26 protein-coding genes are annotated in these 21,586 nt (G+C 64.1%); 12 read left to right on the top strand and 14 right to left on the bottom strand.

Annotated elements, in window-relative coordinates; all coding sequences use genetic code 11:
• The first annotated feature begins 148 nt into the window (after positions 1-148).
• From lanM to IVA98_RS07055, 5 genes are all read left to right on the top strand, one after another.
• Positions 149-541, top strand: coding sequence for a lanmodulin LanM (lanM, locus tag IVA98_RS07075; protein WP_247302097.1), 393 nt, complete (start codon positions 149-151; stop codon positions 539-541).
• Between the two features lie 123 nt (positions 542-664).
• A complete protein-coding gene (locus tag IVA98_RS07070) occupies positions 665-988 on the top strand; it encodes a hypothetical protein (protein WP_247302094.1) in 324 nt (107 codons plus the stop codon).
• Positions 989-1,216: 228 nt separating this feature from the next.
• Positions 1,217-1,297, top strand: coding sequence for a pyrroloquinoline quinone precursor peptide PqqA (gene pqqA, locus IVA98_RS07065; RefSeq protein WP_008562446.1), 81 nt, complete (start codon positions 1,217-1,219; stop codon positions 1,295-1,297).
• A gap of 24 nt (positions 1,298-1,321) precedes the next feature.
• Positions 1,322-2,227 carry a DUF6662 family protein gene (locus IVA98_RS07060; protein WP_247302092.1) on the top strand — a complete coding sequence of 302 codons (906 nt, stop codon included), beginning with the start codon at positions 1,322-1,324 and terminating at the stop codon, positions 2,225-2,227.
• A 142-nt stretch (positions 2,228-2,369) separates the two neighbouring features.
• Positions 2,370-2,579, top strand: coding sequence for a hypothetical protein (locus IVA98_RS07055; RefSeq protein ID WP_130211758.1), 210 nt, complete (start codon positions 2,370-2,372; stop codon positions 2,577-2,579).
• A gap of 10 nt (positions 2,580-2,589) precedes the next feature.
• Here IVA98_RS07055 and IVA98_RS07050 read toward each other — a convergent pair whose 3' ends face one another.
• From IVA98_RS07050 to IVA98_RS07035, 4 genes are read right to left on the bottom strand one after another with little or no spacing between them, the layout of a single operon-like run.
• Positions 2,590-2,943: a hypothetical protein gene (locus IVA98_RS07050; RefSeq protein WP_247302089.1), complete on the bottom strand. Its 354-nt coding sequence runs from the start codon at positions 2,941-2,943 to the stop codon at positions 2,590-2,592.
• Between the two features lie 50 nt (positions 2,944-2,993).
• Positions 2,994-3,704, bottom strand: coding sequence for an ABC transporter ATP-binding protein (locus IVA98_RS07045; RefSeq protein ID WP_247302086.1), 711 nt, complete (start codon positions 3,702-3,704; stop codon positions 2,994-2,996).
• Positions 3,694-4,431 (bottom strand): ABC transporter permease, encoded by a 738-nt coding sequence (locus IVA98_RS07040; protein WP_247280494.1) that lies wholly within the window; start codon positions 4,429-4,431, stop codon positions 3,694-3,696. Before IVA98_RS07040 ends, IVA98_RS07045 begins: the two co-directional genes overlap by 11 nt.
• A gap of 1 nt (position 4,432) precedes the next feature.
• A complete protein-coding gene (locus IVA98_RS07035) occupies positions 4,433-5,431 on the bottom strand; it encodes an ABC transporter substrate-binding protein (RefSeq protein ID WP_247302083.1) in 999 nt (332 codons plus the stop codon).
• Between the two features lie 87 nt (positions 5,432-5,518).
• On the opposite strand from IVA98_RS07035, the gene IVA98_RS07030 reads away from it, so the two are divergent.
• Entirely contained in the window at positions 5,519-5,878 is a 360-nt protein-coding gene (locus IVA98_RS07030; RefSeq protein WP_247302080.1) for a hypothetical protein, read from the top strand.
• 193 nt (positions 5,879-6,071) lie between these two features.
• Here IVA98_RS07030 and IVA98_RS07025 read toward each other — a convergent pair whose 3' ends face one another.
• Complete coding sequence (locus IVA98_RS07025) at positions 6,072-6,890, bottom strand: quinoprotein dehydrogenase-associated SoxYZ-like carrier (RefSeq protein ID WP_247302078.1); 819 nt, start codon at positions 6,888-6,890, stop codon at positions 6,072-6,074.
• Between the two features lie 42 nt (positions 6,891-6,932).
• Complete coding sequence (locus tag IVA98_RS07020; protein ID WP_247302075.1) at positions 6,933-7,859, bottom strand: quinoprotein relay system zinc metallohydrolase 2; 927 nt, start codon at positions 7,857-7,859, stop codon at positions 6,933-6,935.
• A 127-nt stretch (positions 7,860-7,986) separates the two neighbouring features.
• Between IVA98_RS07020 and IVA98_RS07015 the strand changes: the two genes are divergently transcribed.
• Together IVA98_RS07015 and IVA98_RS07010 are read left to right on the top strand one after the other, a co-directional pair.
• Positions 7,987-8,871, top strand: coding sequence for a substrate-binding domain-containing protein (locus tag IVA98_RS07015; RefSeq protein ID WP_247302072.1), 885 nt, complete (start codon positions 7,987-7,989; stop codon positions 8,869-8,871).
• Positions 8,868-9,425 (top strand): PQQ-dependent catabolism-associated CXXCW motif protein, encoded by a 558-nt coding sequence (locus tag IVA98_RS07010; RefSeq protein WP_247302069.1) that lies wholly within the window; start codon positions 8,868-8,870, stop codon positions 9,423-9,425. The genes IVA98_RS07015 and IVA98_RS07010 overlap by 4 nt, the downstream gene beginning before the upstream one ends.
• A 168-nt stretch (positions 9,426-9,593) precedes the next feature.
• Here the strand turns inward: IVA98_RS07010 and IVA98_RS07005 are convergent, their stop codons facing one another.
• From IVA98_RS07005 to pedA1, 6 genes are all read right to left on the bottom strand, one after another.
• Entirely contained in the window at positions 9,594-9,893 is a 300-nt protein-coding gene (locus IVA98_RS07005) for a copper-binding protein (RefSeq protein WP_247280501.1), read from the bottom strand.
• Positions 9,894-10,037: 144 nt separating this feature from the next.
• Positions 10,038-10,646 carry a hypothetical protein gene (locus IVA98_RS07000; RefSeq protein WP_247354574.1) on the bottom strand — a complete coding sequence of 203 codons (609 nt, stop codon included), beginning with the start codon at positions 10,644-10,646 and terminating at the stop codon, positions 10,038-10,040.
• A complete protein-coding gene (gene pedC / locus IVA98_RS06995) occupies positions 10,643-11,491 on the bottom strand; it encodes a lanthanide ABC transporter permease protein PedC (RefSeq protein ID WP_247302063.1) in 849 nt (282 codons plus the stop codon). Before pedC ends, IVA98_RS07000 begins: the two co-directional genes overlap by 4 nt.
• Positions 11,488-12,294, bottom strand: coding sequence for a lanthanide ABC transporter ATP-binding protein PedB/LutE (gene pedB, locus IVA98_RS06990; protein ID WP_247302050.1), 807 nt, complete (start codon positions 12,292-12,294; stop codon positions 11,488-11,490). Before pedB ends, pedC begins: the two co-directional genes overlap by 4 nt.
• A complete protein-coding gene (locus IVA98_RS06985) occupies positions 12,291-13,250 on the bottom strand; it encodes a YVTN family beta-propeller repeat protein (RefSeq protein WP_247302049.1) in 960 nt (319 codons plus the stop codon). The genes pedB and IVA98_RS06985 overlap by 4 nt, the downstream gene beginning before the upstream one ends.
• Before the next feature lie 232 nt (positions 13,251-13,482).
• On the bottom strand, positions 13,483-14,664 hold the full coding sequence (gene pedA1, locus IVA98_RS06980) for a lanthanide ABC transporter ABC transporter substrate-binding protein PedA1 (protein ID WP_247302047.1): 1,182 nt from the start codon (positions 14,662-14,664) through the stop codon (positions 13,483-13,485).
• Between the two features lie 59 nt (positions 14,665-14,723).
• Here pedA1 and IVA98_RS06975 point away from each other — a divergent pair, with 59 nt between their 5' ends.
• Entirely contained in the window at positions 14,724-15,296 is a 573-nt protein-coding gene (locus tag IVA98_RS06975) for a DUF3280 domain-containing protein (protein WP_247302045.1), read from the top strand.
• Positions 15,297-15,345: 49 nt separating this feature from the next.
• Here IVA98_RS06975 and fghA read toward each other — a convergent pair whose 3' ends face one another.
• Together fghA and IVA98_RS06965 are read right to left on the bottom strand one after the other, a co-directional pair.
• Entirely contained in the window at positions 15,346-16,191 is an 846-nt protein-coding gene (gene fghA, locus IVA98_RS06970; protein ID WP_247302043.1) for an S-formylglutathione hydrolase, read from the bottom strand.
• A 70-nt stretch (positions 16,192-16,261) separates the two neighbouring features.
• Positions 16,262-16,882, bottom strand: coding sequence for a response regulator (locus IVA98_RS06965; RefSeq protein ID WP_157326983.1), 621 nt, complete (start codon positions 16,880-16,882; stop codon positions 16,262-16,264).
• 210 nt (positions 16,883-17,092) lie between these two features.
• On the opposite strand from IVA98_RS06965, the gene IVA98_RS06960 reads away from it, so the two are divergent.
• The 3 genes from IVA98_RS06960 to IVA98_RS06950 all read left to right on the top strand — a co-directional run bounded on the left by IVA98_RS06960 (position 17,093) and on the right by IVA98_RS06950 (position 21,491).
• Positions 17,093-18,451 (top strand): histidine kinase, encoded by a 1,359-nt coding sequence (locus IVA98_RS06960; protein ID WP_247302042.1) that lies wholly within the window; start codon positions 17,093-17,095, stop codon positions 18,449-18,451.
• A gap of 166 nt (positions 18,452-18,617) precedes the next feature.
• Entirely contained in the window at positions 18,618-21,086 is a 2,469-nt protein-coding gene (locus IVA98_RS06955) for a TonB-dependent receptor (RefSeq protein ID WP_247354573.1), read from the top strand.
• Between the two features lie 192 nt (positions 21,087-21,278).
• The gene (locus IVA98_RS06950; RefSeq protein WP_247354572.1) at positions 21,279-21,491 is read left to right on the top strand and encodes a hypothetical protein; all 213 of its coding nucleotides are present in this window, start codon (positions 21,279-21,281) and stop codon (positions 21,489-21,491) included.
• Positions 21,492-21,586: the final 95 nt, after the last annotated feature.

Below are 21,586 nucleotides of genomic sequence, written 5' to 3'. Positions count from 1 at the left end.
GCGCTGGGCCGCAAGCGGGCCGGGTCGGCGCGGCCCGCTTGCGCGAGTCGTGGCGCGCGCAGGTTGTAATTTCCGGCTTGAACCGGGTCACATTTGTGGCCTTATCTCATTTCGATCCCGCTCGAATCGAGATTCTCAGGAGGTTTCGATGATGTCACGTCGCTCAGTCGCGCTTGCGCTCACGATTGCATTGCTGTCCGGTCCGGCCTTCGCGGCATCCGGCAACGCGGTCAAGATGTTCGATACTGACAATGACGGAACGCTCGATCTCGCCGAGGTGAAGAAGGCGGCCAGCGCATTGTTCGCCAAGCTCGACCCTGATCACGACGGCACGCTCGACGCTCGCGAATTGCGGGGGCGGCTGTCGGCGAAAGAGCTCGCCGCCGCCGATCCTGATCGCGATGGGACGCTTACGCTCGATGAATACCTGTCCGTGGTGGAGCAGCGCTTCAATGCGGCCAATCCGGACAAGGACGGGACGCTCGACGCAAAAGAGCTGAACACGCGGGCCGGCCGTGCACTGCTGCGGCTGCTGCGCTGAGGTCCGCTCCCGGCAGGAACTTAATTCCGATCGGAAGCCCGGAACATCGGGCTATTCGGCCTGTTCTCTTCGCGATGTCCTGCTCCGCGCCGGGGCAGCGCGGCAGGAGAAGAGGAGAAGCAGATGAACACGAAACATTCCGTTTTTGCTGCCTGCGCGATCCTGACGTTGAGCGCGGGCGTCGCCATGGCCGGTCCGTGCAACACCGGCAGCGCCAGCACTGACAAGGATGCCGGTTCCGGTCCAGTCACCGTGGGCTCGGCGCAGTCGCAGAGTTCGTCCAGCGAAACGGGGCAGCATCCGCCGACCAGCACGATGAATCGTGCCAGCAGCGGCGCAGCTGCCTCGTCCGAAGATGCGCAGCGGCAGATGCAGAGCCAGCCAACTGCGGCGGAGCGGGCGGAAGGTGCTAAGCCTAACACGCAAACGGCAGGTAAGGACTGCTGACGACGCGGCACTGTTGGTGTCGATTCGAGGCGCGGTTTCTCGCGCAGGGCAATGTCCCCAAGATCTGTAATTGACCAAGAGAGAACTGACTTTGCCCGAGAGCGAAATGCGGCCGCGAAGAATCGACACAGACGCGTGCGGCCTTCGAATCGGCGCTTGAACTACAGGGGACCCAGCCCTAGGTTTTGCCCCGCGCGATGTCGCGCTGAATACCTTGGGAGACCCCGAATGGCTTGGAAAGCTCCGAAGATCGTGGAAGTGCCGGTCGGCATGGAAATCAACATGTACGCCTGCGCTTCGCGTAAGTAAGACTGACGACCTGCCGCGGCTTCGATGGCAAACGCCGTCGAAGCCGTGGTAGTGTCAGGAATGCGCGCGAGAGCCAATCCCTTCTGGACCATAGCTGCCTGCACAGTCGCGCTTCTACCTGTATGCGTCAGCGCCGAAGAAGGCTTTGATACCGAGCATATCTTCGGCTTCATGATCGGCACCGATGTCGGCAGCGTCGGCGAGCGCGAATTCCAGAGCGAGACGACGGGACGATTTGGTAAGGGCGGTGGGACCTATCGCGCGCTCACGAAGGAGGTCGAGATCGAGGTGGTGCCGCTGCCGAACTTGCGTATCGAGGTTGGCGGTACCGCCAGCTTGCACGACATCACCGGCGTCCCCGACACCGACGATCGCCGCCAGTTCAACTTCCAGGGCGCCTCGCTCGATCTGCGTTATCGTCTGCTCGACCGCGCGCACGCGCCATTCGGCCTGACTGTCGCCGCCGAGCTCCATGGCGACCGCATCGACGAGACCAGCGGCGCGAAGGGACGGACGTACGGCACCGATTTCACGCTTGCGTTCGACCGCGAGCTCGTTCCGAACTTCGCCATCGCCGCGCTCAATCTGATCTATCAGCCGGAATGGGCGCGCTTCGAGATGGCGGGACTGTCCGAGAAGAGCTCGACGATCGGGGCGGCGGTTGCCGGCATGGTGCGCGTGCGGCCCAATGTGCTGCTCGGCGGGGAGATGCGTTATTTCCGGCAATACGACGGCATCGGCCTCGGCGAGTTTTCGGGCCACGCCCTGTTCGTCGGCCCCACCGCATATTTTCAGCTCTCCGAGCGCTCGCGGCTGACCTTGAGCTGGAGCATGCAGGCTTGGGGACGTCCGGCCGGATCATCCGCCAATCTCGACCTCGTCAATTTCGAGCGTCACCAGGCGAGGGTTGTATTCGGGGTTAACTTTTAACGCAGCCATGTTCCCCTCTGTTCGCGCGCGCGGAGAGGAGAAAGAAGCCCCATTTTCTCTCACGCCGGATTGAAACTTCCCGCTCCTTTGCACGTAACCTTTCGTGCTAGTCTCCATCGCCCCTTTGCGAGAGGATCCCGGCATGAACCCGATTGACCTGGTGGTGACTGTCTGTGCGGTGCTCTCGCCCGCGACCTGCGAGGAGCAGCATCTGGTGTTCAACTATTCCGGGTCGCCACGGCAATGCGCGATGGCCGCGCCGCCCTATATCGCGCAATGGGTCGGCGAGCATCCGAAGTGGCATGCGGTGCGATGGCGCTGCGAATATCCGCACCCGAACGACAAGGCGTAAGCCGGCCTCGCTATTTGGTGCAGTCCTTCAGATCCTTGTCGGCGATCGAGAACACCGCATCCGCCCTGATCTCGATGTCGCGGACGATGCACTGCCGTGAATTGGCATAGCTGACCTTGGCATCATAGCGGCCCGGCTCGACGCCGGTAATGCGCAGCCGCTCGTCGTGGTCGACCTCCTTGTCCTTGTCGTTCAAGCATTGGTTCGGACCCCAGTCGGTCCTGCCGGCCGGAGCGAGCTGGAAGCCGGAGATCGTCTCCGTTGTGAGATTCCAGAGCCGGATGCCCTTGCCTTTGGTCTGCGCGAGCGCCGCGCCCGGCATCGCGACCAACAGGATGCCGATCGCAATCAGCTGACGTCGCATCGTGAAACCTCCCTCGACGGTCTTGTTTGGCCCCAGTTGACCACGAGTGTTCATTTCGATTCAAGCTGCAGCGCCGCGAGCTCGGCCTTGATCCTGCCGAGATCGGTTTCGCTGCGCTCCGCTCGCGGGATCGCGATCGGCACCTCCTGCACGATGCGCGCCGGCCTGGGCGACAGGAAGAGCAGTCGGTCGCCGAGCCGGATCGCATCGTCGATGCTATGGGTGACGAGCAGCGTCATCACCGGACGGCTCGCCACCAGCGTTGCGATCTCGTCGCGCAGGCGGCCGGCGAGCGCGTCGTCGAGCGAGGCGAGTGGCTCGTCGAGCACCAGCAGATCGGGCTCGACCGCGAAGGCGCGGGCCAGCGCCACGCGCCGGGCAAGGCCCAGCGACAACTCGCCGGGGAAATGGTCGCGATGCGCCTGAAGCTCCAGGATCCTGAAAAGCTCGGATAGTTTGGCCTCGGTCACACCGGACGCAGCCAAGCGCACGTTCTGCTCGACCGAGCGCCACGGCAGCAGCCGCGGCTCCTGGAACACCATGCCGATCCGCGCCTTCGGCGGCCGCGCGATGCGCCCCTGAAATTCATGATCGAGCCCGAGGATGATGCGCAGCATCGTGCTCTTGCCGCAGCCGGAGGGGCCGATCAGCACGCCGACCTCGCCGGATTGAAGCGCGAATTTGACGGGCGCCAGCACCTCGTGCGTCCCGCCCGCGGCACTCCTGAACGTCTTGCCTGTGATCTCGACCTCAAGCCGCACGGGGCCGCCACCGTGTTGCGCGGGCTTCGAACGGCTGCACCAGCAAGGTTTCGATGACGAGCACGACGGCGGCGAAGGTCAGCGAATAGGCGAGCAGCCGCGGCGTGTCGAACAGCTGGAAAGCGACGCCGATCTCGAAGCCGACGCCGTTAGGGCGGCCCAAAAGCTCGGCGACCAGCACGATCTTCCATACCAGAGACAACCCGGAGCGCGCGGAGGCTGCGATATAGGGCGCGAGTTGCGGCAGCACGACGTGGCGGAAGGCGCGCCAGCGCGGCATCGCGAACACGCTCGCCATCTCGTCGAGCGAGCGGTCGAGCGCGCGGGTGCCCTCGCGCAAGGTGACGATGGCGGTCGGCAGCTTGTTGATGGCGATCGCTGCGATCGCGGCGGCTTCAGTCAGGCCAGCCCAGATATAGGCCAGCACAATCACGACCAAGGCCGGCAAATTGAGCAGCAGGATCAGCCAGGGATCGCCGAGCCGGTCGGCAAGCTTCACCCGTCCCATCAGATAGCCGATGGCGCTGCCGAGCGACATTGCCAGCACGAAGGCGAGTGTGACGCGGGCCAGCGTGACGCCGAGATGCAGGAACAACGCGCCGCTCGCGGCTTCCGCGATCATCACCTCGAGCACGGCAGGCGGGGAGGGCAGCTTTGCGCCGCCGACGAACAGCGCGGCGATCCACCAGATTGCGAGGAACAGGACAGACGAGACAAGACGCAGCACCTCAGTCTCCGGGGACTGCGTGATAGAAGGTGCCGGGATCGAGCTCGGCCGCCGGCCCGACGAGATCGCGGCCACCGATCTCGGCGAGCACGCGGTAGAGCACGCGCGCATCCGCCTCCTCGTCGGCGATGCTCCGGCGCGGGATGCCGTCGCGATAGCGGTCGCGATAGGTCTTGAGCAGGACCGGATCGGCAGTGCCGGTGAGCGGCGCGACCTTGTCCCAGGCCGCGTCCGAGGTCACCAGCAGCTCTTTGGCCTTTCGGGTCATTGCGATGAAGCGCGCGATGGCGTCACGATGGCTTGCCGCCCAGCTCTCGTCGAAGACATAGCCGACCGCGGCGACCGGGCCCTTGGCACCGAGTTTTGGCAGGATGTCCTCGATGCCGGCGAGGCGGCGAAAGCCCTTGGCCTCGAGCTGCGCGCAGAAATTCCAGAAATTGAGGCTCGCATCCATCTCGCCGTCGAGCGCCTTGGCCGCGATCAGGGGTGGTGCGCCATAGACGATGGTCGCCGCAGACTTCAGGTCGATGCCATCCTGCCTCATGCGGGCCTGGAGCAGCAGCCAGCTCTTGTCGATCGCTCCGCCGGCGATCGCGAGCTTGCGTCCCCTGAGGTCGGCGAGCGTCTTGATCGGAGAAGCCGCCGGCACCATCACCGCGCCAAGCGCGCTGGAATAGGGATAGAAAGTGAGCTTGGCGCCGAGCGCGCGCTCGCGCGACACCCATAGCCAGTCCGACAGGATGATATCGGCGCCACCTGCGCGCATCGCGATCTTGCCCGCTTCCGTGCTCGCGAGCTCGGTGACCTCGAGCGAGAGGTCGGCCTCCTTGTCCAGACCGTTCGCGCGGATCGCGGCCAGCTCCCAGGAGAATGTTCCGGTTTTCTGCACCGCAAGGCGGATGGTCTCGGCGGCGCGGCCGGGTACGGCCAGCGTCGACGCCAGCGTCACTGCGAGCACCAATGTTCGACCGAGTGCTCTTATCACACCACGTGCTCTCATCACCTTGTGAGCCGTTTCCTCTGACGGAGTGCTTTTCAGGACAATACGCATAGCATAGCTTTGGTCGCAACCAGCGGGAGGATGCGTATGAAACTGGCGGGACAGCTACGACCGATTGTCGCCGCATTGACCGTATTGGCAGTGACCGCGTGCGCGGCGCGGGCCGAGGACGCCAATGATTATCCGACATCGGCGCGCGCGGAGTACGTCTACGGCTGCATGAAAGCCAATGGCGAGACGCGGTCTGCGATCGAGCAATGTTCGTGCTCGATCGACGTAGTCGCCTCGATCGTGCCCTATGAGCGCTACGTCACCGCGGAAACCGCGCTCAGCATGTCCCAGGTCCGCGGCAATCTCGGCGTCCAGTTCCGCACCTCGGAGCAGGCGAACTCGGCGGTGAATGATCTCCGGCGCGCGCAGGCCGAAGCCGAGGTGAGGTGCTTTTGAGTTGTGCGGCGATGGAGGGGGAGGGTCGATTGCGCGCAGCGCGAGCGGGGGGTGATCTCTCCACCTCGGGCACTGTTGGGTGTGGAGAGACCGTCACCCCACCCCGTCTCACATTCCGCTGCGCTCCATGGGAGCCGACCCACGGGCGAGCTACGCTCGTCCCGGTCTCCTCCAAGGGAGGGTGCTCCTCGCCTTACGTCCCCGGCTTCTCCACGTCCCACTCATTGCGGAACACGTGCCCATCCGTGTCCTTCGCCTCCGCGCGAAAGCGCTTGGCGCCGTTGGAGACGTAGGTGAAGCGCAGATTGGGATCTTCCGAGATCGAGATGCCGCCTTCCATCGACAGCACCGGGCTGTCGTCCTGCGTCAGCTTGAGCTGGTTGATGAAGAAGGCCGGGATATAGAGCTGCGTGACCTGGTCCATTTGCAGGCCGGAATTGTTGGGATGGCCGATCATGATCTGCGCCTCGCGGACGCGGCTCGCCGGCGCGTCCTCGCGCGCGAATTGCCGATAGCGCATCTGGCCGAGGCGGTTCTTGGCCTCCTCGACGTTCTTTGCCGCCGGCGCAGAGCAACCGCCAGAGGCCTTGACATAGACTTTGGAGACATAGAGCTGGCCATCGCTGAGCTCGGCGACCGCATGCACGTCGGTGTAATTGTTGACGCGCACGCGCGTCGAGATCTCCGTCACATTGGCATCCGGTCCGAGTTCGAACTTCGCTGCCATCGGAGCGGGATTGCGGTCGATCACCAGCGTGATCGAACGGATGCGCCGCGCATCGCCGGGCGACAGCTTGCTGCGCAGCGTGACCGGCACGATGGCCGCATCCTCGGCGCGATAGGGCATTTCGATGCCGATGACGGTGCTGCCGTCGTTCATCGGACGGTTGCTGAAGATGTCCTGCACCAAGCCCGGCCAGGGGTCGTCGGCCTCTTCCGCCTGCACCGGCATCGCGAACGCGATGCCAAGCAGTACGGCGGTCAAGGCCAGGCGGCGTGTGCATCCCAACATGGTCATGGTCCTGCGGGCGTTTCGCCCATCGTAGCGCGCCCGCTACTCCCATTCAATTTCTGAAAATGCTGCGGTTGCGTTGCGGGCATTGTAGTCCTCGAACAACGCCCAGCGCGGCCGTTCCGACCCGGCGGCCTTGTCGGCGGCGGTTCGGATCGGCTCGCCCTTCTTGTTCAGTGCGCGGACGTCGGACAGCAGCGTTGACAGGTAGCGTCGCTCATCGGTCAGCGCGGCAGGCCAGTCGCTCACGGGGCCGTGACCAGGAACGACGCGCAGCGCCGGAATGGCCTGCAATTCCTTCAAAGTGTCTAGCCAGCCGCGGATGCTGCCGTCCACGACCGGAATGTGGCGGAGAAAGACGAGATCGCCCGCGAACAAGGTTTTGGTCGTCTCATCGAACACAGTCAGATCATTGTCGCTGTGCCCGGCCGGCCAGGCCCGCAGGGTCAGCCGGCGCGACCCGAGATCGAGCGTCGTCGTGTCCGAAACGAGCAGGGTAGGGGCAATGATGTTCACGGGATCGATCAGCTGATTGCCCATGATGCGGCGAAAATTGTCGAGATAGAAAGGCCCGCGCGTCGCGAGCGCCTGGGGAAGCTTGTGATGGCCGACGAAGATGGTGTTTCCATCGGCGAAGGCCGCATTGCCGAAAACATGATCGGGATGGCCGTGGGTGTTGATGACGTAGCGGATCGGCTTGGGCGTCTTCACCCGCACGGCCGCCAGCAGCGCCTTGCCTTCGCGGTAGCTCCCGCCGGTATCAATCACAGCCACCGCATCACCGCCCACGATGAAGCCGACGTTGGCGATGTCGCCCTCGTTTTCGCGGGTCATGAGGGCGATGGTCCCGGAGTGTACGAAGATTCCCGGCGCGACTTCGCTCACAGGCAATTCGGATGCCTCGGCGCGTGCTAGCGTGACGAACCCCAGCAGGAACAGGACTGCGATTGTTGAAGCGATGTGAGACACTTTTCCGCCTCAGTTCAGAGTGTTTGCTGCATTGCGCTGCAACAAAGCAACACCAACACAAAGCTGGCAAGACATGGCGCGTCATGCGTTGCATGGATACATTCAAACAAAACGAGGAGGAAGCGCGATGACGGAGGCCGGACGACATCGTCGCTGGTTGTTTTCACTGTGGATCCTGGTGGCGTCCTGCGCGTTCGGCAATGCTGCGATCGCGCAGACCAACGAGACCGGCGACCTCTCCTTCGAATTGGTCGATCCAAAGGTGCTGCGCGTCTGCGCCGACCCGCGCAATTTGCCGTTCTCGAACGAGAAGGGTGAGGGGTTCGAGAACAAGCTCGCCGAGTTCTTGGCGGACAAGCTCCAGAAGAAGCTCGACTACGTCTTCTTCCCGCAGGCCACCGGCTTCGTGCGCATGACGCTGGGTGCGCATCGCTGCGACGTCATCATGGGCTTCCCGCAGGGCGACGACCTCGTTCAGGGCACCAATCCCTATTACCGCACGACTTATGCGCTGGTCGCCAAGGTCGGCAGCGGACTCGAGGACGTCGATACGCTGGAGGACGCGCGGCTGAAGGGCAAGCATGTCGGCATCGTCGCTGGCACGCCGCCGGCGACCAACATGGCGATAGCCGGTCTGATGGGCGATGCAAAGCCCTATCCGCTGATGATCGACACCCGCTTCGACAATTCGGCGCAGGCCATGATCGACGACCTCGCCGCCGGCAAGATCGACGCCGGCGTGCTGTGGGGCCCGATGGCCGGCTATTATGCAAAAAAGGCCGGCGCTTCGCTTCACGTTACGCCATTGGTCAAAGAAACCACCGGGCCGAAGCTGGTCTATCGCATCGGCATGGGCGTGCGCCCGGCCGATCAGAACTGGAAGCGGCAGCTCAACAAGCTAATCCAGGAGAACCAGGGCGAGATCAACAAGATCCTGCTCGACTTCGGCGTACCTCTTTTGGACGAGAACAATCGGCCGCTCGGCGCGGAGACGGCCAAGAAGACGCCATGAAACGGCATCTTGCCGTTGCGCTGCTCGCCGCTGTTCTGACAGGGCCGGCATTGGCACAGCAGCAGGAGCCGTTCGAGCCTGAAGGCTACCGCACCGACAATTACCGCGCGCCGGTGCCGGCGACGCTCGCCGGCGCCCGCGTGCTGACGACGGCGCAAGCCGAGGCGATCTGGCGGGCGAAAAGCGGTGCCTTCGTCGACGTGATGCCGCGGCCGCCGAAGCCGAAGAACCTTCCCGCAGGCACCGTGTGGCGAGATGCACCGCGCAGGAACATTCCGGGCAGCCTGTGGTTGCCGGACACCGGCTACGGCGCGTTGCCGCCGGCCGTGGACGATTACCTGCAGCGCGGCCTCGCGCGTGCCTCGCGCGGCGACAAGGCCGCGCTGCTCGTGATCTATTGCCTGGCCGATTGCTGGATGTCGTGGAACGCCGCCAAGCGCGCGCTGGCGTATGGCTACTCCAACATCGCCTGGTACCCTGACGGCACCGACGGCTGGGAGGGCGCAAAACTCCCGACCGAGGAAGCGCAGCCGGAGCCGCGCCCGGAGCCGTAACGACACACAATTATGCCGGGGCTTGTCCCGCCTGCGCGCCGAAGCCGCGTCGGCGCGAAGGTCGGGGCATCCACGTTCTTCGTTGCGCGTGGCTAGACGTGGATGGCCGGGACAAGCCCGGCCATGACGCTGTGTCGCAGCTTGGAGAAGTGAAGGCGAAGACCGCACCTACTGCTTCTGCAACTTCGTCAGCGTGCCCGTGCCGTTGGTCTCGGTGGCGGTATAGGTCACCCTGTCGCCGGCATGAACGGCATCCAGCATCGCAGCGTCCTTTGCCTTGTACTCCTGGAGCGCGCCGGCGCTTCCTGAGCTGGCGCCGACGGTGCCCTTCTGCGTCTGCTGGATCGAGATCGTGCCGTTGAGCCGATCGATCCGCGTGATCATTCCGGTCAGATCGTCGGCAAAGGCGCTGGATGCGAACATGGTGATGACCGCAACGCTCGCGAAGATGAATTTCGTTGTTCCCATCGAGGCCTCCCGATGTCTTGGATGTCCTGGATTGACTTCGACAAGACATCCTAGAGCGATTTGGTTCCGCCAGATAGCGCGCCGGAAGGTTAACGATCGCGGCGATGTCGCGGGAACTTTCGTGAGCTGTCAGCGAGCCTGACGCTATTCCATTTCCTGCTGGATCACGCGCCCGAGCGCGAACAGGCGCTGGTCGATCATGGTCGGAACCTCGCAGACAAATCGCACCACTTTGTGACGATCCTCGAAGATCCGGGTCTTCCAGATCAGTTCGTTGCTGAGCGCCTCGATTTTGGCATCGTCGCGGGGCGTTACGCCCTGGAGCGCCTGGAGCGCCAGCGTTTCCTCGCGGATCTTGTCGGCGGCCTCGCGCTGCTTGCGGCTGACGCGTTCGAGGCCGTTCATAACCTGGGAGCGCTGGGCGTTAAGCGTGTCGAACAGGCCGGCGAACAGCAGCTTGGCGTTCGCCGTCTTGTCCGACGCGGAGGCGGCCAGAAACTCCTTCACCAACTTCTCGGCCTCGTCGAGCGGCGTCTTGCGCGCCGACAGCTTTGCGACGAGCGCGCTGATCTTGGCATCGTCCTTCCATTTGTTCTGCACGTCGTCGAGCGGCGGGCCGGCCCAGACGGCCGCGAGCGAAATCTCCGGCACCTTGGCTTGGGTGCAGGGCCAGTCGGGATAGCGCGGATCGGCCGCGCGCGCGGCCATGCCGGACAGCACAATTGCCATGACAGCCAGGACCAGAACCCTCATCCTTCGCCTCCCGCAGGCCCGCGTCGCGCCAGCCCGCGCGACGGATCATAGGCGAAAATCGCACCGATCATGAACACGATTGTGCAGATTGCGACCACCGCCAGCGAGATCCAGTTGAGCTGCCCGTATAGCGCAAATCGTATCAGCTCGACCGCATGAGTGAACGGATTGGCCTCGCAGAGGTAATACAGATAAGGGCTGCCCTCCTGGACCCGCCAGAGCGGGTAGAGCGCGGAGGAGGCGAAGAACATCGGGAAGATAACAAAATTCATCACGCCGGCGAAGTTTTCCAGCTGCTTGATGCCGGAGGAGATCAGCATGCCTAGTGAGCCCAGCATCAGGCCGGACAGGATCAGGGCCGGCAGCACGGTGAGATAGCCCGAGGATGGCGGCGTGATGTCCCAAAACCAGGCGATCAAGAGGAACGCATAGACCTGGAGCAGCGACACCGCGGTGCCTGCCAGCAGCTTGCAGAACAAGAGGAAGCCGCGCGGCAGTGGACTGACCAGCAGCGTGCGCATGTTGCCCATCTCGCGGTCATAGACCATCGACAGCGAGGACTGCATGCCGTTGAAGAGCTGAATCATCGCCATCAAGCCGGGCGCGATATAGACCTCGTAGAGGATGTAGGTCTCGTAGGGCGGGATGATGGAGATGCCGAGCACCTGACGGAAGCCGGCAGCGAAGATGAACAGCCACACCAATGGCCGCACCAGCGCCGAGACGAAGCGCTCGCGCTGATGCAGGAAGCGCAGGCCTTCGCGCCAGACGATGCCGGAGAGGCAGGTCATGTACTCCGCGAACGAGAAGCCGCGCGGCGCCTCGCGGGTTGTGATGCTGCTCATGCGATGCCTCCCGGCATCGCTTGCGCGCCGGTCAGGCGCATGAAGGCGGTGTTGACGTCCTGCGCACCGACTTCCGTGAGGACGCGGCTCATCGGCCCCTGCGCCAGCACCTTGCCCTGGTGCAGCACCACGAGATCGTCATTGGGCATGACCTCGTCGAACAGATGCGTCGCCCAGAGCACGCCGATGCCTTGCTCGGTCACGAGCTGGCGGACATGGCCGATGATGTCGGCGCGCGCCTTAACATCGAGCCCGACGGTCGGCTCGTCCAGCAACAGCAGCCGCGGCCGGTGCAGCAGTGCCCGTGCGATCTCCAGTCGCCGCATCTGCCCGCCCGAGAGATCGCGCACCTTGCTGCCGGCGCGCTCGGAGAGCCCGATGCGTCCGAGCAGCTCGGCGCTACGTGAAGCCGCCTCACGCCGGCTGATGCCGTGAAGCGCGGCGTGATAGAGCAGGTTCTGCGTCAGCGAAAGGTCGAGATCGAGCGTACGCGGCTGGAACACGACACCAAGCAGCCGCAGCGCCTCGCCTGGAGTTTTGCTGATGTCGTGACCGAAGATGGCGACACGGCCAGCCTGGATGCCGAACAGGCGCGTGATCAGCGAGAACAGCGTGCTCTTGCCGGCACCGTTGAGGCCGAGCAGCGCGGTGAAGCTCGCGGGCTGCACGTTGAAGGAGACGTCGGTCAGTGCCCGCCGTGGCCCGTAAGAATGACTGACGCCGTCGATCGATAGCGCCGGCACTGCGGCCAATTCCAGCCTCGGCGTCTCACGCGGTTCGGCGATGGGGGCAGGGCTGGTCATGGCGCGATCGTGATGCCCCAGGGCAGTTCGCCCACCTGAATGGTCTTGATCACCTTTTGCGCGGCGACGTCGATGACGGAGACGTCATTCGACACGCCGTTGGTGGTGAGCAGGTATTTTTCATCCGGCGTGAACGCCATGTGCCAGACCCGCTGCCCCACCAGCAAATATTTCAGCACCTTGCGGGTCGCGACGTCGACCACGGCGATGCGGTTGGCGGGGCCGAGCGCGATGAAGGCGGTCTTGTCGTCCTTGGTCATGCCGATGCCGACCGGCTGGATCGCCTCTTTCCGCAAGCCCGGGATGTCGAAGGTGACCTTACCGATCACCTCATGCTTGTTGGGATCGATGATCGAGACGGTGCCGCCGATCTCGGAGGAGACCCACACTTCCGAGCTGTCATGCTTGAATTCGGCAAAGCGCGGCCGCGCGTCGACCAGCACGTTGGCGATGATCTGGCGCGACGATGTGTCGATGAAATGCGCCATGTTGGTCGTCTCGGACGTGTTGATCAGCGTCTTGCCATCGGGGCTGATGGTCATGCCCTCGGGCTCGACGCCGACCTGGATGTCGCCGAGCCGGGCGCGCTTCTCGAGGTCGATCACGGTCACAGTGTTGTCGTTCTCGTTGGCGACGTAGAGGATTTTCCCCGCGGCATCCTGAGCGAACAATTCCGGGTCGGGCCCAGAGGGCAAGCTGTCCACCACGCCTTGCGTCTTGGCGTCGATCACCTGGATGGTGTCGTCGTCGCCGACCGCGACCATCACGAACTTGCCGTCACGGGTGAAATCGATACCGCGCGGACGCTGGCCGACTTTGATGGTCTTGGTCACGGTCCAACTGTCGGTGTCGATCACAGACACCGTGTTGCTTTTCTCGTTCGAGACATAAGCGATGAATGCATGCGCGGGTGCGGTGGCAAGCGCTAGTCCGGCAAACAGCGAGAGGGGCAACATCAGCGTATGCAAGCGTCGTTGCTCTTCGATGCGCTGAGGTTGTGCGCGGGCTGCCTTCACCTCCCCCGCTTGCGGGGGAGGTCGTATCGCATCGACAGATGCGATGCGGGAGAGGGCTCGCTCCTCTTGGGGAGTCTTCCTTACTGAGACACCCTCTCCCCAACCCTCCCCCGCAAGCGGCGGAGGGGGCGCAGCGTCGTCGCGGTGGATGCTCGAACTCATCTCAAATTGCTCATTTCAGCTTGCATTTGCTCTCCGGACGGTCGTAGCCGAGCGTGTCGAGTTCGGAGACCTGGTGCAGGAATCCCTCCTGCGGCGAGACTGACACCACCATGCGGCCGTCGACCAGCAGGATCGGCTGGCGAAGCTGGAGATTCCAGTCGCGCAGGGTAAGCCGCGTCCCCTTGAAGGCGGCGACCGAGAAATCCGGGCCCTTGATGAAATCGGCGATTTTCTTGACCTCGCCGGAATTGGTGCGTGAGGTGGCTTCGCCGATCATGCGCACCGCGGTCCAGGCCTGCATGTCGAGCGCGGTCATGCGCCGCGAGTTCAGCTTGACGAAGCGGTTCTGCATCTGGATTGCGCCCCATTGATCCTGCGCCGCGTCCCAGCTGCGCGGCACGAGACCGGCCGAGCCCGCGACGGGCCGCGGATCCCAGGTGCGATAGGGCAGGTACGCGCCGAACACCTCGCTCTCGTCGGCGACAACAAGCACGTCATAGGTCGGCGCCTGTTGCGTGAACACCGGCATCTGGCGCTGGATCAGCGTCACGCCGGAGTCGGTCCGGCGTGCGCCGCCTTTGTCTTCAAACGTGCGCTCCTGCACGATCTTGGCGCCGAACCGGGTCGCGGTGCGACGCAGTGCGTCGGCGAATAGCTTGTCCTCGTCATGCGAGCCGACCACGAGCAGCCAGCGCTTCCACTGCTTCCACACCAGGTACTGACCGAGCGCATCCGCCAGCATGGCGCGCGTCGGCGCGGTGTGGACGACGTTGGCGCGGCAATCGGCCTCGCGCAGCCGCTCGTCGACTGCGCCGACGTTGAACAGCAGCGTGCCCCGCGCGCGCAGGGCGTCCGAGACTTTCAGCAGCATATCGGCCGGCAGGTCGGCGATGATGAAACCGTTCTTGTCGGCGAGCGCGGTAGCGGCCTGCACCGGATCCTCACCTTCCTTGATGCGGCGCTCCTCCAGCATAAAACGCTGGTTGAGAAATTTCCCGGTGGTGTTGTTGTCCTCGATGGCGAGGCGGGCGCCGGCGACGCCGTCATTCTCCGCGGGCTGCTCGACCAGCGACAGTGTCGATCTGGTGCCGGCGACGCCGAGATAGCCGACGCCGATCGTAACAGGGTCAGCGGCGAGCGCACTCGTCGCGGCGACACCCAAGCCGATCAGGCCGACCAACCATCGGATCATGTTTCCTCCGGACGATCTCTCCGGCTTGACCGCCGGTGGAGAATTGTCTCTGCTAAAGCATGACCGATTTGTCAGGGCATGCAACCCCGCATTTCGTCCTCGCACGCGCGGGGACTGGAATCACGATCCTGCGAGCGCTGCTATGTCTCGCTGCATTGTTGTTGATGGGGTCGGTCGCGCTTGCCGACCCGCCGAAACTGGCGGTGTTCGATTTCGAGCTGATCGACACCAGCCTGCCTGGCGAGTTCTACGGCTCGCGGCTTGAAGAGGCGCGGCTGGAGCGCATCAGCGAGCAGCTGCGCAAGGAACTGGCTGACTCAGGCAAGTTCCAGCTGCTCGACATCGGGCCAATCAGGGATGCCGCCCGTCACGCGAACTTGCAGGCCTGCGGCGGCTGCGACCTCAAGCTCGCCGGCCAGCTCGGTGCCGATCTCGAGATCACCGGCCTGGTGCAGAAGGTCTCGAACCTGATCATCAACCTGAACATCTATCTGCGCGACGTGAAGACCGGCAACATGGTCACGGTTGCCAGCGCCGACATGCGCGGCAACAGCGACGAAGCGTGGACGCGCACGATGAGCTATCTGATCCGCAACCGCCTGCTGGCGCCGAATTACGGCAAGCCGGAGTAAGGGCTCTTACCCTCCCCTCCAGGGCCCCTCCAGGGGAGGGTAAGAAGGATCACGCCGTCAATCTCTCCGCGTGCCAGTGCAGATGATCGCTCATGAAGGTCGAGATGAAATAATAGCTGTGGTCGTAGCCCGCCTGACGCCGCAGCGTCAGCGGGATGCTCGCCTTGGTGCAGGCGGCTTCGAGCAGTTCCGGCTTGAGCTGCTCTTTCAGGAAATTGTCGGCTTCCCCGATATCGACCAGGAAGCCAGAAAACTTGGCGCCGTCCTCGATCAGCGCCACCGTGTCGTGGCTGCGCCAGGCGTCCTTGTTCGGCCCGAGATAACCGGTCAACGCCTTGATGCCCCAGGGCACGAGCGAGGGCGCCACGATCGGGGCGAAAGCGCTTGCCGCGCGAAATCGGTGCGGATTGCGCAAGGCTACCGTCAGCGCACCGTGGCCGCCCATCGAATGGCCCATCACCGACTGCCGCTTGGCGTCGACCGGAAAATTCGCCGCCACCAGATTCGGCAGCTCGTCCGTCACGTAGCTCCACATGCGATAGTTGCGGGAGAACGGCTCTTGCGTCGCGTCGACGTAGAAGCCGGCGCCCAGGCCGAAATCATAGGCGTTGTTGGCATCACCCGGCACGTCGGGCCCGCGCGGGCTGGTATCGGGCGCGACGAAGATCAGGCCGAGCTCGGCGCAGGCTTTGCGGAATTCGCCCTTTTCGGTGACATTGGCATGCGTGCAGGTGAGCCCGGAAAGATACCAGACCACGGGCAGCTTGGCGCCGTCCGCATGCGGCGGAATATAGACCGAGAACGTCATGTCCGTTCCGGTCGTCTGGCTCGCGTGGCGATAGACACCCTGGACGCCGCCATAGGATTTGTTGGTCGAGACAGTCTGAATCGTCATGCCCAAAGCTCCGTGGCATCTCGCCACATCAAGATTTGCAACGCTTGTGTGACCGAAATTTGTGGCGATGTCAGGCAACGCCGCTGTCGATCGCCAGCCGCACCAGCTCGACCGAGGTCTTCACGCCCAGCTTCTGGCGCATAATCGAGGACGTGTTGGCCACCGTCTTGTAGGACGATTGCACCAGCCAGGCGATCTCGGACAGACTTTTTCCGGCGCTGAGCAGCCGCAGGATTTCCATCTCGCGTGCGTTCAGCTTCGACAGCGGGCTTTGCGCCAGCGCCGGTCCCGCAAAGGCAATGCTGCGCGCGATCGCGCTCGGGAGGTACGTGCCGCCGCCGCCGACGGCGCGGATCGCCTCGACGAGGTCGTCGGGGTCGCCGGTCTTGGAGACGTAGCCCTTGGCGCCGCATTCGATCGCCCGCGCGGCAAAGGCGGGATCGTCGTTCATGCTGAACATGATGATGCGGGCCTCGGGCGCGCGCTCGAGGATGCGGCGCGCGAGCTCGAAGCCGGAGACGGTCGGCAGGTTGATGTCGATGATGCAGAGGTCGGGGCGTTCGACGATGAACACGCACTCGCCGTCTTCCGCGTCGGCAGCCTCCAAAATCTCGATCTCGCCCTCGTCGGCCAGCACGGCACGGCAGCCGGAGGCGACGATGGGATGATCGTCGACGATCAGAATGCGCATAGGCGTTCCCCGCGACAGCGCGTTCTCCCTGATAGAAACTGCCTGTTCTGCGCCGCATGAGGCCGACCACGCAAGACGCGCGCGTCTCATGTCGCCTCATGCAACCCGGCCGGGATTGCTGTACGCTTCCGATTAGATATCCGCCGCTTCGCCTCTGTCAACGTCATCGGAGAGGCGGGGCAGAACCTTCGCGGGGCACGAGCGATACCAATGTGGCAAAATCTTTCCTTGCGCGGGCGCATCAACCTGTTGCTGGCGCTGCTGCTGGCGCTGGGGTTGGCCGTCAATATCGGCCGTCAAGTCGCGGAGGCGGGGCCGCGCGTGCAGGCCGAGGACCAGAGCGTGATCCGGCTCGCACGCGAGTTCATCGAGATGATTGTGGCGGACCTGAACGAGGCGCCCGATCCGGACGCCCGGCTGAAACAGATTGCGCGCGATCTCAGTCGTCTGCGCCATGTCAGCATCGCGCTCCATGACGCCGGCGGAAATCCGCTGACGCCGCCCCGGGCCGATGCCGACGCCGATACGCGCGGACCGCCGGCTTGGTTCGTCAGCCTGGTTCATCCCGAGCAGACCGCGGTCAGCGTGCCCGTCTCGATCCATGGCAAGCCCGGCTCGCTCGTGATCACCTCGCATCCGAACGACGAGATTGCCGAGATCTGGGACAGCATCGTGACCCAGCTCGAGGTCGGCTCGGTCATCGCGGTGGTGCTGTTCCTGGTGATGATGAATGTGGTCGGCCGGGCTCTGGCGCCGCTCCAGACGTTGGCCGAGACAATGGCCGAGATCGAGGGAGGGCATTATGACGCGCGGGTCACCCCAGGCGGTGCGCCCGAACTCGCCGCGATCTGCGGCAAGCTCAATCATCTCGCAGCAGCGCTGGGTGAGGCGGTCGAGGACAAGCGGCGCCTTGCCGAGCGTGCGGTGTCGCTCCAGGACGTCGAGCGCAAGGAGATCGCGCGCGAGCTGCATGACGAGTTCGGACCGTATCTGTTCTCGCTGCGCGCGCATGCCAGCGCGCTGGCGAAGCTGGCGGACGGGCGGGCGCCGAGTGCGGAGGCGGTGCGAAAGCACGGCAGCGCCTTGCTGGAGCAGATCAACGCGCTCCAGCAGTTCACCCGCCGCGTGCTGGAGCGCCTCCGGCCCGTCGGCCTCGCCGAGCTTGGCCTGCGCCAGGCGCTCGAATCGCTATCGCGGCTATGGCGGGAGTCGCATCCCGAGGTCAGCATCGAGACCTCGATCTCGCCGGCGTTGGGCGCGACGGGCGAGACTGCCGACCTCACCATCTACCGCATCGTGCAAGAGGCGCTCACGAACGTGTTCCGCCATGCCGGCGCGACCGCGGTCAACGTCATCATCGAGCCGGCCGGGCAGCACGGGCGCGACGGCCGCGTCTGCGCCCGGGTACGGGTCAGCGACAATGGCCACGGCATGGAGCCGGGTCAGAAGCTCGGCTTCGGTCTCGTCGGCATGCGCGAGCGGATCCTGGCGCTGGGCGGCACCCTCAATGTCGTCTCTGGCGAGAACGGTTTGACCGTGGAGGCGCTGGTTCCGACGGCGGCGGCCTGATCGCGCCCGAAAAACGATCGGGAAAAATTCCCGATTTCATCGGGAAAACGAGCGCGGATATCGTCCGATCTTTTGTGGCTGGCGCACTCATTGCGGCCGAATACACTCATCTCGACCGAACGGCGGAAAATCACAACAGCCGGTCGTCACGGATGGGAAGGCGGAGATGGGCAAGGATCTCTGGTTCAAGCGTCGTTTATTGATGGCGTCGATCTCGACGGGGCTGGTGTCCGGGTTGTTCGCGCACCCTGCCGCGGCCGCGCAGGACGAGGAGACGAACGTTCAGAACCTGCCACCGGTCGAGGTGACCGCGCCACCGTCGGCGACGAGGCGCACGACGCCGTCGCGACCGGTCGCACGCATCGGGACACCGGGGTCCGCCAGCCCCAGGACGCGCATTTACGTCTATCCGACCGCGCCGGGCACCGGCAGAGGTCTTGATGTTGACAAGGTCCCGTCGGCGATCAACGCTGTTGATGCCAGCCAGATCAAGCGCACCGGCTCGCTGAACGTGACCGACGCACTGCGCGACAACATCGCCGGCGTCAACATCAGCGAAGTCACCGGCAATCCGTTTCAGCCCGACGTCGAATTCCGCGGCTTCGTCGCTTCGCCCGTGACCGGCACGCCGCAAGGCCTTGCGGTGTACCAGAACGGCGTCCGCATCAACGAAGCCTTCTCCGACGCCGTCAATTGGGACCTGATCCCCACCGCCGCGATCAGGTCCGTGACGCTGGTAACCAACAATCCCGCCTTCGGTCTCAATGCGCTGGGCGGTGCCATCAACCTGCAAATGAAGGACGGCTTCACCTATCAGGGTGCGGAGCTCGATGTCATGGGGGGCTCGTTCGGCCGCATCCAGGGCTCGGCGCAATGGGGCAAGCAGGTCGACAAGAATTACGCCGTCTACGGCGCGCTCGAAGGCATGCACGACAACGGCTTCCGCAACTTCTCCCGATCGGACGTGCGGCGCTTCTACGGCGATGTCGGCTACAAGGCGGGCGACAGCGAATTTCACGCCAACATGGGAGTGGCCAAAAACGATTTCGGCGCCAGCGCCACTGTTCCCGCCGAGCTGCTCGAAAAATATTGGGGCGCGACCTACACCACACCGCAGACCACCTCGAACCGCGTTGGCTATCTCAACTTGACCGGAAAGGTCGATGCGACGCCGACCTGGACGCTCGAAGGCACTGCGCATGTGCGCCGCTACGAGCAGAAGATCGTCGACGGAAACCCGACCGATGCGCAGGAGTGCGGTGCAGATCCGACGCTGCTGTGCTTCGGCGATGACATCACGCCCGCAAACGGCGTGAACGGCGTGCGGCTTGCCAATCCGTTTGCGCCGGGAACGATCCTTGGCGAGATCGACCGGGGCACCATCCGTTCGACCAGCTTCGGCGTTTCGGGACAGGCCACCAACACCGATCAGCTGTTCGGGCACGACAACCGCTTCGTGATGGGCGCAACCTATGACGCCGGTGTCACGCGCTACAACGCCACCGCCGAGATCGGCTCGATTGCAGAAAATTACGCCGTCAGCGGCGGCGGTGTCTTCCTGGGGCCGACCGGCTTACCAAATCCCGTTGCCGGTCCTGTCTCGCTGCGGACCGTCAACCAATATAACGGCCTTTACGCGATGGACACGTTCAACGTCACGGATGCCTTCGCCATCACCGGCGGCGGTCGCTTCAACGTGGCGCGCATCACGCTGGAAGATCAGCTCGGCACTGCGCTCAACGGCGATCACACCTTCACCCGCTTCAACCCGGTGATCGGCGGCACCTACAAGATCACGCCCGAGCTGACTGCTTATGCCGGCTATTCCGAGGCCAACCGCGTGCCGACGCCGCTCGAGCTCGGCTGCTCCGATCCAGCCCGTCCCTGCCTGATCGCAGCGTTTCTCGTCTCCGATCCGCCGCTGAACCAGGTCGTGTCGAAGACCGTGGAAGCGGGCCTGCGCGGCACCAGGGAGCTGAACATCGGCACGCTCGGATGGAAGATCGGCGGCTTCCGAGCCACCAATCATGACGACATCCTTGCGGTACCCGCCGTCGGGCGCACAGGCTTCGGTTATTTTTCCAATGTCGGCCGGACGCGGCGCCAGGGGCTCGAAGCCGAAGTCAACATCAAGTCTCCGACGCTCCAGGTCCAGGCGAGCTACGCCTTCGTCGACGCGCGCTTCCTTGACCCGCTCGAACTCGGCTCGGAAAGCCCGTTTTCCGATCCGGCCACCGAGACCATCCGGGTCCTGCCCGGCAACCAGATCCCCGCGGTCCCGCGCCATCGCGTCAAGGTCGGCGTCGATTACGCCGTGACCGACGTCTGGAAGGTCGGCGGCAACGCGCTGTTCGTCTCCAGCCAGTATCTGGTCGGCGACGAGTCCAACCAATACGCGAAGCTGCCGTCCTATACGGTCTTTAACCTCCACACTTCCTATCAGGTCGCAAAGAACGTCCAGCTCTACGGCCGCATCGACAACGTCTTCGACAAGCGTTACGCGACCTACGGACAGTTCTTCGACCGCGAGGCCGTGCCCAATTTCACCAATGGCGGCGCAGAATTCACCGACCCGCGCTCGCTCAGCCCGGCAAGGCCGCGGGCGTTCTATGCGGGCATGCGGGTGACGTTCTAGGCGTGCTCGATGCACTGCCTTCCGCTATCGCCTGAGGCGGACTCGCACCGGCACTGCGGCTCTCCGGGAATTGGCGGAGGAATACCGGCGCTGGGCCGACAGCCAAGGGAGGAGAGGCCAAGCTCTGCAGCCCGAAACGGCGAGCGGACAAACTAAATCGGACGCGTTCCGAGATCGGTGCTAGACACGGGGATGATGAAATTCCTTATGATTGCGCTCATCACCACAGGTCCGGTCCTCGCTCAAGTCAGTTCCACTCAAAACCCGCCCTTTACCGATCGCGAACAGGTTAAGCATGACCGCGCGAAAGCGGCCGAGGCCGAAAAGAGTGCACCCACAACGCGGCCCTGGGATCGTGACGCGGACGGCAAGCGCCCGTGGGATCAAAAGCCCTCGAAGCCCTGACAGATCGATGTCGCGCCCGGCGCCATGCGCTCGAACTCCGTTCGATGCTTCTGGAGATAGCAAGGCCTGCGTCCGCGTGTTGAATGTCGTCGCGA

Source organism: Bradyrhizobium sp. 160 (genome assembly GCF_023073735.1).
Taxonomy (GTDB): Bacteria; Pseudomonadota; Alphaproteobacteria; order Rhizobiales; family Xanthobacteraceae; genus Bradyrhizobium.
The sequence above is the reverse complement of the archived record's forward strand: the minus strand, read 5'-3'. Positions and strand labels throughout refer to the sequence as shown.

Bases quoted from the DNA above. Each gene is read 5' to 3' on its own strand.
- lanM (WP_247302097.1), top strand. From the start codon at position 149: ATGATGTCACGTCGCTCAGTCGCGCTTGCGCTCACGATTGCATTGCTG.
- IVA98_RS07070 (WP_247302094.1), top strand. From the start codon at position 665: ATGAACACGAAACATTCCGTTTTTGCTGCCTGCGCGATCCTGACGTTG.
- pqqA (WP_008562446.1), top strand. From the start codon at position 1,217: ATGGCTTGGAAAGCTCCGAAGATCGTGGAAGTGCCGGTCGGCATGGAA.
- IVA98_RS07060 (WP_247302092.1), top strand. From the start codon at position 1,322: ATGGCAAACGCCGTCGAAGCCGTGGTAGTGTCAGGAATGCGCGCGAGA.
- IVA98_RS07055 (WP_130211758.1), top strand. From the start codon at position 2,370: ATGAACCCGATTGACCTGGTGGTGACTGTCTGTGCGGTGCTCTCGCCC.
- IVA98_RS07050 (WP_247302089.1), bottom strand. From the start codon at position 2,943: ATGCGACGTCAGCTGATTGCGATCGGCATCCTGTTGGTCGCGATGCCG.
- IVA98_RS07035 (WP_247302083.1), bottom strand. From the start codon at position 5,431: ATGAGAGCACGTGGTGTGATAAGAGCACTCGGTCGAACATTGGTGCTC.
- IVA98_RS07030 (WP_247302080.1), top strand. From the start codon at position 5,519: ATGAAACTGGCGGGACAGCTACGACCGATTGTCGCCGCATTGACCGTA.
- IVA98_RS07025 (WP_247302078.1), bottom strand. From the start codon at position 6,890: ATGTTGGGATGCACACGCCGCCTGGCCTTGACCGCCGTACTGCTTGGC.
- IVA98_RS07015 (WP_247302072.1), top strand. From the start codon at position 7,987: ATGACGGAGGCCGGACGACATCGTCGCTGGTTGTTTTCACTGTGGATC.
- IVA98_RS07010 (WP_247302069.1), top strand. From the start codon at position 8,868: ATGAAACGGCATCTTGCCGTTGCGCTGCTCGCCGCTGTTCTGACAGGG.
- IVA98_RS07005 (WP_247280501.1), bottom strand. From the start codon at position 9,893: ATGGGAACAACGAAATTCATCTTCGCGAGCGTTGCGGTCATCACCATG.
- IVA98_RS07000 (WP_247354574.1), bottom strand. From the start codon at position 10,646: ATGAGGGTTCTGGTCCTGGCTGTCATGGCAATTGTGCTGTCCGGCATG.
- pedC (WP_247302063.1), bottom strand. From the start codon at position 11,491: ATGAGCAGCATCACAACCCGCGAGGCGCCGCGCGGCTTCTCGTTCGCG.
- pedB (WP_247302050.1), bottom strand. From the start codon at position 12,294: ATGACCAGCCCTGCCCCCATCGCCGAACCGCGTGAGACGCCGAGGCTG.
- IVA98_RS06985 (WP_247302049.1), bottom strand. From the start codon at position 13,250: ATGTTGCCCCTCTCGCTGTTTGCCGGACTAGCGCTTGCCACCGCACCC.
- pedA1 (WP_247302047.1), bottom strand. From the start codon at position 14,664: ATGATCCGATGGTTGGTCGGCCTGATCGGCTTGGGTGTCGCCGCGACG.
- IVA98_RS06975 (WP_247302045.1), top strand. From the start codon at position 14,724: ATGACCGATTTGTCAGGGCATGCAACCCCGCATTTCGTCCTCGCACGC.
- fghA (WP_247302043.1), bottom strand. From the start codon at position 16,191: ATGACGATTCAGACTGTCTCGACCAACAAATCCTATGGCGGCGTCCAG.
- IVA98_RS06965 (WP_157326983.1), bottom strand. From the start codon at position 16,882: ATGCGCATTCTGATCGTCGACGATCATCCCATCGTCGCCTCCGGCTGC.
- IVA98_RS06960 (WP_247302042.1), top strand. From the start codon at position 17,093: ATGTGGCAAAATCTTTCCTTGCGCGGGCGCATCAACCTGTTGCTGGCG.
- IVA98_RS06955 (WP_247354573.1), top strand. From the start codon at position 18,618: ATGGGCAAGGATCTCTGGTTCAAGCGTCGTTTATTGATGGCGTCGATC.
- IVA98_RS06950 (WP_247354572.1), top strand. From the start codon at position 21,279: ATGATGAAATTCCTTATGATTGCGCTCATCACCACAGGTCCGGTCCTC.